15 protein-coding genes are annotated in these 14,357 nt (G+C 70.0%); 9 read left to right on the top strand and 6 right to left on the bottom strand.

Annotated elements, in window-relative coordinates:
* The first annotated feature begins 6 nt into the window (after nucleotides 1-6).
* The 9 genes from EP26_RS02425 to mazG all read left to right on the top strand — a co-directional run bounded on the left by EP26_RS02425 (nucleotide 7) and on the right by mazG (nucleotide 9,024).
* Complete coding sequence (locus tag EP26_RS02425; protein WP_245624271.1) at nucleotides 7-951, top strand: lytic murein transglycosylase; 945 nt, start codon at nucleotides 7-9, stop codon at nucleotides 949-951.
* On the top strand, nucleotides 948-1,841 hold the full coding sequence (locus tag EP26_RS02430; RefSeq protein WP_052388708.1) for an SPOR domain-containing protein: 894 nt from the start codon (nucleotides 948-950) through the stop codon (nucleotides 1,839-1,841). The genes EP26_RS02425 and EP26_RS02430 overlap by 4 nt, the downstream gene beginning before the upstream one ends.
* 121 nt (nucleotides 1,842-1,962) lie before the next feature.
* Nucleotides 1,963-3,222 (top strand): D-alanyl-D-alanine carboxypeptidase family protein, encoded by a 1,260-nt coding sequence (locus tag EP26_RS02435; protein ID WP_052388709.1) that lies wholly within the window; start codon nucleotides 1,963-1,965, stop codon nucleotides 3,220-3,222.
* Nucleotides 3,222-3,842: a dTMP kinase gene (gene tmk, locus EP26_RS02440; protein ID WP_043335359.1), complete on the top strand. Its 621-nt coding sequence runs from the start codon at nucleotides 3,222-3,224 to the stop codon at nucleotides 3,840-3,842. The genes EP26_RS02435 and tmk overlap by 1 nt, the downstream gene beginning before the upstream one ends.
* Nucleotides 3,839-4,855, top strand: coding sequence for a DNA polymerase III subunit delta' (locus EP26_RS02445; RefSeq protein WP_043335361.1), 1,017 nt, complete (start codon nucleotides 3,839-3,841; stop codon nucleotides 4,853-4,855). Before tmk ends, EP26_RS02445 begins: the two co-directional genes overlap by 4 nt.
* An 11-nt stretch (nucleotides 4,856-4,866) precedes the next feature.
* A complete protein-coding gene (gene metG, locus EP26_RS02450; RefSeq protein ID WP_043335364.1) occupies nucleotides 4,867-6,387 on the top strand; it encodes a methionine--tRNA ligase in 1,521 nt (506 codons plus the stop codon).
* Nucleotides 6,388-6,390: 3 nt separating this feature from the next.
* A complete protein-coding gene (locus EP26_RS02455) occupies nucleotides 6,391-7,167 on the top strand; it encodes a TatD family hydrolase (RefSeq protein WP_043335365.1) in 777 nt (258 codons plus the stop codon).
* Between the two features lie 6 nt (nucleotides 7,168-7,173).
* Complete coding sequence (locus tag EP26_RS02460) at nucleotides 7,174-7,968, top strand: MBL fold metallo-hydrolase (RefSeq protein WP_043335631.1); 795 nt, start codon at nucleotides 7,174-7,176, stop codon at nucleotides 7,966-7,968.
* Between the two features lie 234 nt (nucleotides 7,969-8,202).
* Nucleotides 8,203-9,024 (top strand): nucleoside triphosphate pyrophosphohydrolase, encoded by an 822-nt coding sequence (gene mazG, locus EP26_RS02465; protein WP_043335367.1) that lies wholly within the window; start codon nucleotides 8,203-8,205, stop codon nucleotides 9,022-9,024.
* A 212-nt stretch (nucleotides 9,025-9,236) separates the two neighbouring features.
* Here mazG and EP26_RS02470 read toward each other — a convergent pair whose 3' ends face one another.
* The 6 genes from EP26_RS02470 to EP26_RS02495 form a co-directional block, all read right to left on the bottom strand.
* The gene (locus tag EP26_RS02470) at nucleotides 9,237-10,133 is read right to left on the bottom strand and encodes a pirin family protein (RefSeq protein WP_043335368.1); all 897 of its coding nucleotides are present in this window, start codon (nucleotides 10,131-10,133) and stop codon (nucleotides 9,237-9,239) included.
* Nucleotides 10,134-10,180: 47 nt separating this feature from the next.
* The gene (locus tag EP26_RS02475; RefSeq protein ID WP_043335633.1) at nucleotides 10,181-10,987 is read right to left on the bottom strand and encodes an inositol monophosphatase family protein; all 807 of its coding nucleotides are present in this window, start codon (nucleotides 10,985-10,987) and stop codon (nucleotides 10,181-10,183) included.
* A gap of 23 nt (nucleotides 10,988-11,010) precedes the next feature.
* Nucleotides 11,011-12,360, bottom strand: coding sequence for a GTPase HflX (hflX, locus tag EP26_RS02480; protein ID WP_052388739.1), 1,350 nt, complete (start codon nucleotides 12,358-12,360; stop codon nucleotides 11,011-11,013).
* Complete coding sequence (gene hfq, locus EP26_RS02485; RefSeq protein ID WP_043335638.1) at nucleotides 12,356-12,673, bottom strand: RNA chaperone Hfq; 318 nt, start codon at nucleotides 12,671-12,673, stop codon at nucleotides 12,356-12,358. The genes hflX and hfq overlap by 5 nt, the downstream gene beginning before the upstream one ends.
* Before the next feature lie 161 nt (nucleotides 12,674-12,834).
* A complete protein-coding gene (locus EP26_RS02490) occupies nucleotides 12,835-13,485 on the bottom strand; it encodes an HAD family hydrolase (protein WP_043335371.1) in 651 nt (216 codons plus the stop codon).
* Complete coding sequence (locus tag EP26_RS02495; protein WP_043335374.1) at nucleotides 13,482-14,354, bottom strand: D-amino-acid transaminase; 873 nt, start codon at nucleotides 14,352-14,354, stop codon at nucleotides 13,482-13,484. The genes EP26_RS02490 and EP26_RS02495 overlap by 4 nt, the downstream gene beginning before the upstream one ends.
* Between the last annotated feature and the right edge of the window lie 3 nt (nucleotides 14,355-14,357).

Here is a 14,357-nt window from a genome sequence, read left to right on the forward strand (position 1 = left end):
CGCCGGTTGTTCCTTGCGATTCCGGTGGCGCTCGCCGCACCGGCCCGCGCCGCCACCTCGTCCTTCGATGCCTTCCTCGACGGCGTCCGCGGGGATGCCCGCCGTGCCGGCGTCTCGCCCGGCACGATCCAGCGGGCGCTCAGCGGCCTCCGCCCGGTCGACCGGGTGCTGGAGCTGGACCGGCGCCAGCCCGAAGGGTCGCTCAGCTGGGAGGAGTATCGCGACCGCATCGTCTCCCAGACACGGATCGATAATGGGCGGCGGAATTACGCCGAGAGCCGCAGCCTGCTGGCCGCGATCGGCACGCGCTACCGGGTCGATCCCCGCGTGATCGTGGCGATCTGGGGGATGGAGACGAATTTCGGCACCAATACCGGCGGCTTCGGGGTGATCGAGGCGCTGGCGACACTGGCCTGGGATGGGCGGCGGTCGAGCTATTTCCGCACCGAGCTGATTGCGGCGCTGAGGGTGTTGGATGGCGGGCATGTCGCACCCGCACGGATGAAGGGCAGCTGGGCCGGGGCGATGGGGCAGCCGCAATTCATGCCGAGCAATTTCGAGCGGTTGGCGGTGGATTTCGACGGCGACGGGAGACGGGACATCTGGGACAGTCGTGCGGATGCGCTGGCGTCCATCGGCAACTACCTCGCCCGCCATGGCTGGCGTGACGAGGAGCCCTGGGGCCAAGCGGTGCTCGCCCCGGCCGGCTTCGACCAGGAACGGGCGGAGATGGACAGCAAGCGGCCGCTGCGGGAGTGGGGCCGCATGGGCTTCCGCCGTCAGGATGGCGGGCCGCTGCCCGCCTCCGAGATCGAGAGCAGCCTCGTCCTGCCGCGGAACGGCACCACCCAGCTTTTCCTCTGCCACAAGAATTTCCAGGTGATCCGCCGCTACAATCCGCCCGTGAACTATGCGCTGGCCGTGGGGCTGCTCTCGGACCGCGTCGCTTGAGGCGAGCCGCCCTCGCCATCGCCTTGCTGGCGGCGGGCTGCGATCGCCAGGCGCCGCCGCCGACGCTCCCCGGTCGCTACATGCTGGGCGAGCCCTATGCGATGGGCGGCGTCTGGTCCTATCCGCGCGAGGATTTCGGGTTGGAGGAGGGTGGCGTCGCCGCGGTGCTGCCAAGGGGCCGGCCGGGGCAGCGCACCGCTAATGGCGAGGCCTATGACGCGGACCGGCTGGTCGGTGCGCACCGGACCTTGCAGCTGCCGGCGATCGTCTCTGTCTGGAACCTGGAGAATGGGCGGGAGATCAAGGTCCGGGTGAATGACCGGGGGCCGGCGCAGCCGGGGCGGGTTATCGGCCTGTCGCCGAGGGCAGCGCAGTTGCTGGGCATCCCGGCGAATGGGGCGGCGCAGGTGCGCATCCGGGTCGAGACCGGACCGAGCCAGGCGCTGGCTGGTGCGCTGCCGAATGCGGAGCGGCCTGCGATTGCGGTCGCCGCCGCGCCCCGGGCCGCGGTCGAGACCGAGGCGCTGCCGCCGCTGGCCGGGGCACGGGAGGCGGGCGGGCGCACCGCCCCTGTCCGCGCCGTGGCCCGGACGCTGGCCGATGCCAGGCCCGAAATGCCGCCAGATCCATTGCCGGAAATCGTGACCACACGCCCTGCGCAGCCTGGCCGGCTGCTGATCGAGGCCGGCAGCTTCTTCCGCCGTGACCTAGCCCAGCGGCAGGCGGCGCGCATCCCAGGCGTCCGGCCGCGGGTTGAGCCCTTAGGCGGTGGGCGCCAGCCGCAATACCGGGTCGTCGCCGGGCCCTTCCCCGATGTCGCCGCGGCTGACCGGGCGGTGGGCGCAGTGCTGCTGGCGGGGTTGCCGGAGGTGCGGCTGCTGGTGGAATGACGTTGGAAGAGCGTCCCGCAAGCCACGCCAACCGCTCGATTTTCGGTGGGCGCACACAAGCCCTTGAGCGGCGGGGGTGCAACGGCGTATGCGATGCGCACCGCACCGGAGTCCGCCTGCCATGTCCTCCCGCCCTGATGCCCCGAAGCCCGGCGTCCTGGGTTCCACCCGCCGCGGCCTGGTCCTGCCCGTCGCCGCGGCGCTGACCGCCGCCAGCCTGCCGGCCCTCGCCCAGCCCCGGAATGCCCAGAGGCCGGGTGCCACCGGCGCGCGCAACGCGCCCGCCGGCCCGGCGCCGACCCCGGCGAATACGCCGCTCGGCCCGTTCGACACCATCGCCCGTCAGGCACTCATCATCGATGCCGACACCGATGCGGTGCTGCTCGACAAGAATGCCGATGAGCGTATGCCGCCATCCTCCATGTCTAAGCTGATGACCATGTACATGGTCTTCAGCATGCTGAAGGAAGGACGGCTCAAGCTGGACCAGGAGTTGCCGGTCAGCGAGCGGGCCTGGCGCATGCAGGGCAGCAAGATGTTCGTCCAGATCGGCAGCACGGTGCCGGTGGAGGCGCTGATCCGCGGCGTCATCGTGCAGTCGGGGAACGATGCGTGCATCGTCCTGGCCGAGGGCATCGCCGGCTCGGAGCAGCAATTCGCCGAGATGATGAACGAGAAAGGGAAGCAGATCGGCCTGACCGACAGCACCTTCCGCAACGCGACCGGCTGGCCCGACCCGGAGCACCGGATGACCTGCCGCGACCTTGCGCGGGTCGCCCGGCACATCATCAACGACTTCCCAGAATACTATAAGTACTACAACGAGCGCAGCTTCACCTGGAACGGCATAAGCCAGGAGAACCGCAACCCGACCCTGGCGCGCGTGCCCGGTGCCGACGGGTTGAAGACTGGCCATACCGAAGAGGCCGGCTACGGCCTCACCGCCAGCGCCAAGCGGGGCGACCGGCGGCTGATCCTGGTGTTCAACGGCCTGCCCACCATGCGGGCACGCGGCGAGGAGAGTGAGCGGCTGCTGGAATGGGGCTTCCGCGAGTTCGAGAATGTGGTGCTGTTCCGCGCGGCGGATGTGATCGAGGAGGTGCCGGTGCATCTCGGCGATCGGCGGACGGTGCCGCTGGTGGGCGGCAAGGATGTGGTCGTCACCTTGCCGCGGCAGTGGCGGCAGCGGCTGCAGGCGAAGGTGCGATATGACGCGCCGATCGCCGCGCCTGTCCTCAAGGGCCAGGAGCTCGGGCGGCTGGAGGTGATGGGGCAGGGGGTGCCGAACCTCTCCCTGCCGCTGCTGGCAGGCGCCGATGTGGACAGGCTCGGCCTTGTCTCGCGCATCCCGGCGGTGATCGGCCGCTGGATCGGCGGCTGATGGGGCGGGGCCGCTTCATCACGCTGGAAGGCGGGGAGGGGGCGGGTAAATCCACCCAGGCGGGGCGGCTCGTCGCGGCGCTCGAGGCGGAGGGCATCCACGTCCTTCGCACGCGGGAGCCGGGCGGTGCGCCGGGGGCGGAGGCGATCCGCTCCGTGCTGCTGGGGCAGGACCCTTGGGATGGCGTCGCCGAGTGCATGCTGCATTTCGCGGCACGGCGGGAGCATGTCGAGCGGACCATCCGGCCGGCGCTCGAGGCCGGGAGATGGGTGGTGTCGGATCGCTTCGCCGATTCGACCCTCGCTTATCAATGCTTCGGGCAGGGCGTGCCGCGGCATGTTTTCGACGCGCTGGCGGCGGTTGCGCTGGAGGGGCTCAGGCCCGACCTTACGCTGGTGCTGGAAATCGATCCCGAGGCGGGCCTCGCCCGCGCCGCCGCCCGCGGCGATGCCAATCGCTACGAGGCGATGGATGCGGCCTTCCATGCCCGTGTGCGGGACGGCTTCCGAGCCATCGCGGCGGCGGAGCCGAATCGCTGCCTGCTGCTGGATGCGACCGGCACGCCGGAGGGCGTCGCCGGCGAGATCCTGAAGGCCGTCCGCGCCCGCCTGCTGCCGTGACGCCGCCGGAGCCCCGCGCCAATCCCGAGCTGTTCGGGCATGACGATGCCGCGCGCACGCTGGAGGAAGCCGCCCGCTCCGGCCGGCTGCCGCATGCCTGGCTGATCGCCGGGCCTTCCGGAGTCGGGAAGGCCACGCTCGCCTATCGCTTCGCTCGCTGGCTGCTGGCCGGGCTGCCCCGGACTCCGGCAGGCGCGGTGCCGCTGCACCTGCCGGAGGAGCACCCGGTCTTCCGTCGTGTCGCCGCCGGTGCCCATGCCGATCTGTTCAGCATGGCGCCGAATACCGGCGAGCGCGGCAAGAAGGAGGTGCTGCGCGCCGAGGATGCCCGTGCCGCGCTGCGCTTCATGGCGATGACCGCGGCCGAGGGCGGCTGGCGCGCCGTCGTCGTCGAGGAGCTGGAGCGGGCGGAGCGCGAAGTCGTCCCCAATATCCTGCTGAAGACGCTGGAGGAGCCGCCGCCGCGCACCGTGCAGCTGCTCGTCACCAGCGCGCCGGACCGGCTGCTGCCTACCATCCGCAGCCGCTGCCGGCGGCTCGACCTGGCGCCGCTGCCGGCGCCGGCGATGGAGGGGCTGCTCGGCCGCTGGCTGCCGGAACTGGGCGGGCCGGAGCGGGCCGGCCTTGCCCGCATCGCCGATGGCTGCCCCGGCCGCGCCCTGCTGCTGGCGGAGGGCGAGGGGCTCGCCCTGCAATCCCTGGTCGACGAGGTGCTGGCAGGGCTGCCGCGGCTCGATCCGCGCCGGGCGCAGGACATCGCGGACCGGGTCACGGCGCGGCGCGATGCGGCGGCGCTCACCACCTTCATGGCCCTGCTGCGGCGGGCGATGGCGGCCGGGCTGCGCGGCGCAGCGCGCGACGGCACGGCGCTGCGGTGGGCCGAAGGGCGCTCGCTTGCCGAGTGGTCCACCCTGTGGGAGAAGCTGGGCCGCCTCGCGGACGAGACGGAGCGGTTGAACCTCGACCGCAAGCAGGCCGTCCTGAGCAGCCTCGGGATGCTCTCGCTCCGCTGAAAGACGCAGCCATGGCCACGACATACTTCACCACCCCGATCTATTACGTGAACGACCGGCCGCATATCGGCCATGCCTATACTTCGCTCGCCACCGATGTGATGGCGCGCTGGGCCAGGCTCTCGGGTCATGAGGTCTTCTTCCTCACCGGCACGGACGAGCACGGGCAGAAGGTGGAGAAGGCGGCGCAGGATGCGGGGATGGACCCGCAGGCCTTCACCGACCGGGTGAGCCAGCATTTCCGCGACCTGGCGGCGACCATGGGCTTCTCCAACGACGACTTCATCCGCACCACGGAGCCGCGGCACAAGGCGGCCTGCCAGGCGCTGTGGGAGGAGCTGGTCCGGCGGGACGAGATCTATCTCGGCCATTACGAGGGCTGGTACGCAGTGCGGGACGAGGCCTTCTATGGGCCGGACGAGATCGAGGAGCGGGACGGGCGCCGCTTCGCCCCGACCGGTGCGCCGGTCGAGTGGGTGCGGGAGCCGAGCTATTTCTTCCGTCTGTCGAAATGGCAGAGCTGGCTGCTCGAATTCTACCGGGAGAACCCGGACTTCATCGCCCCGGCCTCGCGGCGGAACGAGGTGATGCGCTTCGTCGAGGGCGGGCTGCAGGACCTCTCCATCAGCCGGACCAGCTTCACCTGGGGCATCCCGGTGCCGGGCGACCCGGCCCATGTGATGTATGTCTGGCTGGATGCGCTGACCAACTACATCACCGCCGCCGGCTATCCCGACACGGCCGCCCCGCGGTGGAAGTTCTGGCCGGCAGATGTCCACTTTGTCGGCAAGGACATCGTCCGCTTCCATGCGATCTACTGGCCGGCCTTCCTTGTCGCGGCGGGGCTCCAGCCGCCGCGGCGGGTCTTCGCCCATGGCTGGTGGACCAATGAGGGGCAAAAGATCTCGAAGAGCCTCGGCAATGTCATCGACCCGGTGAAGCTCGTAGAGGAGTACGGGCTCGACCCGGTACGGTATTTCCTGATGCGCGAGGTGCCCTTCGGCCATGATGGCGACTTCTCCCGCGCGGCGCTGATCGGGCGGCTGAATGGGGAGCTGGCGGATACGCTGGGCAACCTGGCGAACCGGACGCTCTCGCTGATCCAGCGGAATTGCGGCGGCGCTCTGCCGGCTCCGGCCGAAGCGGCGGAGAGCGATGCGGAGCTGCTCTCCGGACTCGGGAGCCTGCCAGGACGGGTCGGCGCGCATATCGGGCGGCAGGAATTCCACCTGGCGCTGGAGGCGATCCTCGCCGAGGCGCGGGCGGCGAATGGCTATATTACCCTCCAGGCGCCCTGGGCGCTGAAGAAGACCGACCCCGTTCGCATGGCGGTGGTGCTGCGGCACCTGCATACCGCGCTGCGGGTCTTCGCCACCGTGCTGCAACCTTTCATGCCCGGGACCGTGGCGACGATGCTCGACCAGCTCGGCGTGCCGGCGGAGGGCAGGGGGCTCGATGCCCTCGCCGTGCCGCTGGCCGAGGGTATCTTGCTGCCGCCGCCGGCCCCGCTCTTCCGCAAGGTCGAAGCCTGAACGATGCTCGTCGATAGCCACTGCCACCTCGACTACTTCACCGAGGCCGAGATCGAGGGGATCGTCGGCCGGGCCCGCGAGGCGGGTGTCGGCCTGCTGGTCACCATCGGCGTCCGCGTCGGCCAGGCGGCGGCGGTGAAGGCGCTGGCCGAGCGCTTCCCGGATGTCTGGGGCACGGTGGGCGTGCATCCGCACAATGCGGGCGAGCCGGAGGGGCTGCCGACGGTCGAGGAGATCGTGGCGCTGGCCGACCACCCGCGCATCATCGGCATCGGCGAGAGCGGGCTCGACTACTTCTATGACAAGTCGCCGCGCGAGATGCAGCAGGAGGGGTTCCGCCGGCATATCCGGGCGGCGCGGCTGGCCGGACTACCGCTGGCCATCCATGCCAGGCAGGCGGATGAGGACATTCTCCGCATCCTGCGCGAGGAGCGTGAGTCGGGCGGCGAATTCGATTTCCTGCTGCACTGCTTTTCCTCGGGTGCCGAGCTGGCCCGGCAGGCGGTGGCTATGGGGGGCTATGTCTCCTTCTCCGGTATCCTGACCTTCCCGAAATCGCCGGAAATCCGGGCAGTGGCCGCCGAACTGCCGGCCGATCGGCTGCTCGTGGAGACGGACAGCCCCTATCTCGCCCCGGTGCCGCTGCGTGGGAAGCGCTGTGAGCCGGCCTATGTGGCGCATACCGCGCGCGTCCTGGCCGAGGCCCGTGGCCTCAGCGGGGTGGAGGTCGAGGCGCTGACCACGGCGAATTTCCGCCGACTGTTCCGCAAGGCCGCCTGAGGCGTGCTGCGGGTCACCATCCTCGGCTGCGGCGGCTCCGGCGGGGTGCCGCTGATCGGCGGTGCGGGCGAGGGGGGCGAATGGGGCGATTGCGACCCCAGCGAGCCACGCAACCGCCGCACCCGCACCTCCGCCCTGATCGAGGGGCCCGCTGGCGGGCGGCTGCTGATCGATGCCGGACCGGACCTGCGGCAGCAGCTATTGGCGGTCGGCGCCGGGCGGCTGGATGCGATCCTCTTCACCCACGCCCATGCCGATCACTGCCTCGGCATCGACGATCTTCGGCAGGTGAACCGCATCACCGGCCGGGCGCTCGACGCGTACGGAACAAGAACGACGCTGCAGAAGCTGGATGACCGCTTCGACTACGCCTTCATTGGCCCGACTCCGCCATTTTTCTACCGGCCGGCGCTCGAAGGTCGGCGGGTGGAGTATGGCGAGCGCTTCGAGGCGGCGGGCCTCAGGGTGGAGGTGTTCCGCCAGGACCATGGGGTGATGGACACTCTCGGCCTCCGCATCGGCCGCTTCGCCTATTCGACGGATGTGGTGATGCTGCCGGAGGAGAGCATGCCGGCGCTGGAGGGGCTGGATACCTGGGTGGTTGGCTGCTTCCAGCGCGGGCCGCACAAGGTTCACGCCAACCTGTCGCAGGTGCTCGAATGGGTGGAGCGGCTGAAGCCGCGGCGGACGGTGCTGACGCATATGGGCACAGCGATGGACTACGCGACGCTGAAGCGGGAGCTGCCGCCGCATATCGAGCCGGCGCATGATGGGCTGGTGTTGGAAGTCCCGCTGGACTGAGGCATTGGCACCACAGCGTGCTGCGCGGAAAACACGGTCAACTGGCCGAACGCGCTGCCCACAGGCTTAACCACAGCTTTATCCCCAGATCTTCTCTTTCCATAATATATCTTATACAACAATCGTGGCTGTGGACAAAGCCTGGGACAAACCCTGTCCTGCGTGCCCACCGGCCATTGCATGGCCTTCCCCCATCTGCGACGGGAGCCTCCGACCGACTGAGGAGCCCGCGCCATGACCGACCAGCCGAAGCCTGATGCCGCCGCCGAAGCCGCCCTGGGCCGCCTCCTCGCCATCATGGCTCGGCTGCGGGCGCCGGATGGCTGCCCGTGGGATCAGGTCCAGGACTTCTCCAGCATCGCGCCCTATACGATCGAGGAAGCCTATGAGGTGGCGGATGCCATCCGCCATGGGCCGGACTTCTCGGCCCTGCAGGATGAGTTGGGCGACTTGCTCTTCCAGGTCGTCTACCACGCGCAGATGGCCTCGGAACTCGGTCGGTTCGGCTTCGCCGATGTGGCGGAGACGATCAGCGAGAAGATGATCCGCCGGCACCCGCATGTCTTCGGCGAGGCCGCCGCCCGCGACGCCGCCACCCAGACCGCCGCCTGGGAGGTGCAGAAAGCTGCCGAGCGCGCCGCCCGTGCCGAAAGCGGGACGCTGGCGGGCGTGCCTTCCGGCCTCCCTGCCCTGACTCGGGCCGCCAAGTTGACCCGCCGTGCCGCCCGGGTCGGCTTCGACTGGCCGGATGCCGCTGCGGTGCTCGACAAGCTCGAGGAGGAAGCGGCCGAGTTGCGGGCCGAGCTGCCCGGCGCCGACCCGGCGCGCCTTGCCGATGAGGTAGGCGACCTGCTTTTCGTTCTCGCCAACCTGGCGCGAAAGCTGGATCTCGACCCGGAGGAATGCCTGCGCGGCGCCAATGCCAAGTTCGAGCGTCGTTTTCAGGGTGTCGAGGCGAGGCTGGCACAACGCGGGTTGTCCCCGGCCGATGCCTCGCTTGAGGCGATGGAAGCCGAGTGGCAGGCGGTGAAAACCGAGGAAAAACAAGGCTTGTAAACGACTTCACAGCCGGCCTTGGCAGTTAACGGCCGCAGTCGGAAAGCCTTTCACAATAAAATGTCAAAACTTTACATAAGAAAGTCAAGGTTTTGCAAGCCTTTGAGATGTCCGTTCAGGTAGCGAAGAACTTTTCAGGAACTAAACAAAAACGCCAAGGAGCGACCCCCTGAGGTGGCCGCAACCGAGAAATGCTCTGGTCGGGGCAGGCCTTAGCCCCTCACCCGCACCGTCTCCGGCAAGGGGATGAATTCGACCGAGTCGGTAGGGACCTTCGGGAATCGGCCGGCCCGCCAGTCTTCCTTCGCCTGCTGGATGCGGTCATGCGACGAGGCGACGAAATTCCAGAAAACGTAGCGCGGCCCGTCCATCGCCGCCCCGCCGAGCAGCAATAGCCGCGCCCCCTCCGGCCCGGCGCGCAGCGCGAGGCCCGAGCGCGGGTGGAAGACCAACATCCGGCCGGCTTCGTGCCGGTCCTCGCCGACCGTCACCGCACCCTCGACCACATAGGCGGCGCGCTCCTCATGGCCGTCCGGCATCGGCACCACCGCTCCCGGCGCAAGCACCGCATCGGCGTAGAAGAGCGGCGAGGAAACGGCGACCGGGGCCTTCATTCCCCAGCCCTCGCCTGCGATCAGGCGGAGCCGCAGCCCACCTTCCTCCGCCAGCGGCAGGGTAGCCGCCGGGTGATGAGCGAAAACCGGCGTGGTCTCCTCGGCCTCCTTCGGCAGTGCGACCCAGGACTGGATGCCGGCCATCCGCCGCCGCACCTGCCGGCTCTCGGCGCTGCTGCGCTCGGAATGGGTGATGCCCCTCCCCGCCGTCATCCAGTTCACGTCGCCCGGCACGATCGCCAAGTCGGAGCCGAGGCTGTCGCGGTGCTGGATCGAGCCCTCGAAGAGATAGGTCACGGTGGAGAGGCCGATATGCGGATGCGGCCGCACGTCGAGCCCGGTGCCCTCGAGGAATTCGCCAGGTCCCATCTCGTCAAAGAAGATGAAGGGCCCGACCATCTGCCGCTCCCTGGCCGGCAGGGCCCGGCGGACCTCGAAGCCGCCCACCTCATGGGCGCGGGGCAGGATGACCAAAGCGGGCGCGGTATCGGACATGGCAGGCTCTCCTCGGTTTTCGGCCGGGAGACCAGGCCGCGCCGGCGCTAGTCAGCCAGCAAGGCCTCCCGCAGGGCTTCCCAGCTTGCCCGGTCGGGGGCGAGGATCAGGCCGCCGGTGATGGTCTCCGGTCCGTAGGGCGAGCCGTCGAACCGCGCCGCATAGCCGCCCGCCTCGCGGTGCAGCAGCCAGCCGGGCGCGTGGTCCCAGGGCATCAGCTTGTTGTAGACAAGGGCATGGGCGTGACCGCCGGCCGCCAGCCGGTACTCATGCGCGGCGCAGCGGAAATTCACCGTCGCCGCCAGCCGCGGCAAGCGGGAGGCGACGCGGCTCTTCAGTGGCTCGGGCATGTAGCCCCAGGAGACCGCGGCGACCATCCGCCCGACCGGCGCCGGTGCCGCCACCTGGAGCGCGGCCCGGTGGCCATCCGGCGCCTCGATCCAGGCGCCCTCCCCGCGCAGCGCCATGGCGGTGTCGTCACCGAGCGGGTCATGAATCCAGCTGGCGACGATCTCGCCGCGGATGATGGCGGCCGTCATGCAGCCGAAGACCGGCAGGCCGGCGGCGAAATTGGCGGTGCCGTCCACCGGGTCCACGACGAAGGCGAGGTCCACCCCGGCCAACCGGCCGAGCACGGCGGGGTCGGCCGCCGTCGCCTCCTCACCGACCACGGTGCAGCCGGGGAAGCGCGCCTGGAGACCGGCGGCGATGACCCGCTCGGCGGCCTCGTCGGCATCGGTGACGAGGTCGAGCGGCCCGCTCTTCGCCCGTACCGCGCCGGCCGCGAGGCGGCGGAAGCGCGGGAGGATCTCGGCCTGGGTCGCCTGGCGGAGCAGGGCGGCGACATCGGCCATGGCCCGGCCGTCGAGCCGTGCGCTCACGGCGGGGGCTGCTCGAAGCGGGCGCGGTCGGTCGGCGAAAGGCGCACGGTCACCTGGACATCCACTTCGGTATCGGCGCGCTCGATCACCTCGCCATGGCGGTAGAGCCAGGCGAGGCGCGCCCCGTCCCCCGAGGGGATGGCATAACGCACCGTCTCCATATTCGCGGAGAGCCGGGCATCGAGCGCCTCGAGGAGCTGGGGCAGCCCCTCCCCGGTCAGCGCGGAGACGGCGACGGCGCCATCGGCCGAGCCGCCGGGCACGGAACCGACTCCGCCAAGCAGGTCGGCCTTGTTCAGCACCTCCAGCACCCGACGCTGCCATCCCTCGTCAAGTGGGGCATTGGCGCCGACCGCCATCTCCTCCAGTACGGAGAGCACGTCGGCCCGCTGCGCCGCGGTGTCGGGATGAGCGACGTCACGGACGTGGAGGATGATATCGGCCGCGGCCACCTCCTCCAGCGTCGCGCGGAAGGCTTCGACCAGCTGGGTCGGCAGTTCCGAGATGAAGCCGACGGTATCCGACAGGATGGCCCGCCGGCCGGAGGGCAGGCGGATGCCGCGCATGGTCGGGTCGAGCGTGGCGAAGAGCTGGTCCTGGGCGTAGACGCCGGCGCCGGTCAGCGCGTTGAACAGCGTGCTCTTGCCGGCATTGGTGTAGCCGACGAGGGCGATGACCGGGTAGGGCACCTTCTCGCGCTGGCGCCGGTGCAGGCCGCGGGTGCGGCGCACCTGCTCCAGCTCCTTTTTCAGCTTCACCATCCGGTCGGTGATGAGCCGCCGGTCGATCTCGATCTGCGACTCGCCGGGGCCGCCGAGGAAGCCGAAGCCGCCCCGCTGCCGCTCCAGATGGGTCCAGGACCGGACGAGGCGGGTGCGCTGGTAGTCGAGATGCGCAAGCTCGACCTGCAGCGCGCCCTCCTTGGTGCGGGCGCGCTCGCCGAAGATCTCGAGGATCAGCCCGGTCCGGTCGATGACCTTGCAGCGCCACTCGCGCTCGAGGTTGCGCTGCTGCACCGGCGAGAGCGCGGCATCGACCACGACGAGCGCTACGCGCTGGTCGTCGATCGCCTGCCGCGCCGCCGCGACCTGGCCCTCGCCCAGATAGGTGCTGGGGCGGCGCTCGCGCAGCGGGTGGATCGCCTGGTGGACGATGGTCACGCCGATGCTGGCGGCGAGGCCCACGGCCTCCGCCAGCCGGGCCTCCGCCGCCCGCGGCGCGGTGTCGTGCTGCGGCCCGAGGCCGCGCGGCTGTCGCTCATAGGGCAGGATGACGGCGGCCCGGGTGGGACCGGTCTCGGTGCCGTCGCCCCGGTCGTTTGCTGGGGCTGGAAGCCCCGGTTCAATCTCCGCCGACAGGATTGGCCTCACGGTTCATGGTCAAGGTGTTGCCTTCTCGGCTCACCGTCGCGCCTTCACGGGCGGCTGCGGTGGCATCGAAGAGCTGGATCGGCGCGCCGGGCATCACGGTGCTGATCGCATGCTTGTAGACCAATTGGGTATGCCCATCCCTCCGCAGAAGGACAGAGAAGTTATCGAACCAGGTAATAATTCCCTGAAGTTTGACGCCATTCACGAGGAAGATCGTGACGGGGGTCTTGCTCTTGCGAACGTGGTTCAGGAACACGTCCTGCACGTTCTGGGACTTCTCGGCTGCCACGGCAGGGTCCTTCTTGTTTTTGACGGCCACTCTGATCGGCGGCGCGCCCGAGACGGGTCGCCCCGCCGGAGGCCGCACCATCCATCCTCGGGCCGCTGTTTGCAAGGCAGCCCTGCCCTCGCATCCACGCATGACGGCCGGGCCTGCCGCCGCCCCGGGCATCAGCCCCGGCGATCGCCTCGCAGATAGGCAGTGAGCGCCATCGCGTCCGGAAAGGCAAGGTCCGGCGCAGCGGCCTCCGGCCCGCCGTCATGCGCCGCGTTGCCGAGCAGCACGGCGGTGCAGCCGGCCCGGCGCGCCGCCTCCATGTCGAGGGCGGTGTCGCCGACATACCAGACCGCGCCGGCCGGCAGGCCGAGTGCCGGCAGCGCCATGCGGAAGGGCGTCGGGTCGGGCTTGTCCACCGCCGCGTCGCCGGCACCGACCAGGATGCGGAACCGCGGCGCCCAGCCGAGATGCGCCGCCTCGGCCCGCAGCAAGGGCCCCTGCTTGTTGCTGATGACGCCCTGCGGCAGGCCGAGCCCTGCAATGGCGGATACCGCCTCGCCGGCGCCCGGCATCGGCGTCAGCACGGCGAGGTGGCGGGCGCGGACCTCGGCATAGAAGACGTCCCTCGCCTCCTCCCAGTGCGCGCCGAACATCTCGGGGAAGGTCTCGCGCAGCGAGCGGCGAACGCGGCCCTTCACCTCCTCCAGCGTCCATTGCGGCAGGCCGAAGCGGGCGAAGGCGGCGTTCAGCCCGGCGGCGATGGCGAGCCAGCCATCGACGAGGGTATTGTCCCAATCCCAGAGGATTCCCTGTGGCCGCGTCACGCCGCGTTCCTCAGATCGCCCTTCACATGCCGAGCGAAGAGATCGAAGAGGCGCCGCACCACCGGCCCGACCTTGCCGTCGCCAACCGGCTTGCCGTCGAGCGCGAGGATCGGCTTCACGAAGGAGGTCGCCGAGGTCAGGAAGGTCTCGCGGGCTCCCCTCGCCTCCTCCAGGCTGAATTCCCGCTCCTCGAAGCGCAGCCCCGCTGCCTGCATCTCGACCATCAGCGCGGCGCGGGTGCAGCCGGGGAGGATGATATGGTCAAGCTGCCGGGTGACGATGGCGCCCTCGGCATTGACGATCCAGAAGGTGGTGGCGGCACCCTCGGTCACCATCCCTGTCGTCTCGTCGTAGAGAATGGCCTCGATCGCTCCCTGCTCCCGCGCCGCCTGGCGGGCCAGGCAGTTGGGTAGCAGGTTGATCGACTTGATGTCGCGCCGCGCCCAGCGCAGGTCCGGAAGGGTGATGGCCTTGGCGCCCCAGCCATCGACGCTGGCCGGATAGGGGGCGATGCGCTTCACCGTGACCACCAGTGCCGGCGGCACCGGTTGCCTCGGGAAGGCATGGTCGCGCCGGGCCACGCCGCGCGTCACCTGCATGTAGAGCAGCCCCTCCGTGACCCGGTTGCGACGGGCGACCTCGGCGAGGACATGGCGGAGGGCTGGGAGGCTCATCGGCATCGGCAGCTGGATCTCGCCGAGCGAGCGCACCAGCCGGGCGAGGTGGCGCTCCTCGTCAATGAAGCGGCCGGCATGAAGGTGGACCACCTCGTAGATGCCGTCGCCGAACTGGTAGCCCCGGTCCTCGATATTCACCTCGGCCAGCCGCTGATCGACATAGCGGCCGTTGACGTAAGCGATGCGCGACATGAA

Origin of the sequence: Belnapia moabensis DSM 16746, assembly GCF_000745835.1 — a bacterium.
Taxonomy (GTDB): Bacteria; Pseudomonadota; Alphaproteobacteria; order Acetobacterales; family Acetobacteraceae; genus Belnapia; species Belnapia moabensis.

What these genes read in the sequence shown, in the direction of transcription:
- EP26_RS02435 (WP_052388709.1), top strand. Translation starts at nt 1,963, where the DNA reads ATGTCCTCCCGCCCTGATGCCCCGAAGCCCGGCGTCCTGGGTTCCACC.
- tmk (WP_043335359.1), top strand. Translation starts at nt 3,222, where the DNA reads ATGGGGCGGGGCCGCTTCATCACGCTGGAAGGCGGGGAGGGGGCGGGT.
- metG (WP_043335364.1), top strand. Translation starts at nt 4,867, where the DNA reads ATGGCCACGACATACTTCACCACCCCGATCTATTACGTGAACGACCGG.
- EP26_RS02455 (WP_043335365.1), top strand. Translation starts at nt 6,391, where the DNA reads ATGCTCGTCGATAGCCACTGCCACCTCGACTACTTCACCGAGGCCGAG.
- mazG (WP_043335367.1), top strand. Translation starts at nt 8,203, where the DNA reads ATGACCGACCAGCCGAAGCCTGATGCCGCCGCCGAAGCCGCCCTGGGC.
- EP26_RS02470 (WP_043335368.1), bottom strand. Translation starts at nt 10,133, where the DNA reads ATGTCCGATACCGCGCCCGCTTTGGTCATCCTGCCCCGCGCCCATGAG.
- EP26_RS02475 (WP_043335633.1), bottom strand. Translation starts at nt 10,987, where the DNA reads ATGGCCGATGTCGCCGCCCTGCTCCGCCAGGCGACCCAGGCCGAGATC.
- EP26_RS02495 (WP_043335374.1), bottom strand. Translation starts at nt 14,354, where the DNA reads ATGTCGCGCATCGCTTACGTCAACGGCCGCTATGTCGATCAGCGGCTG.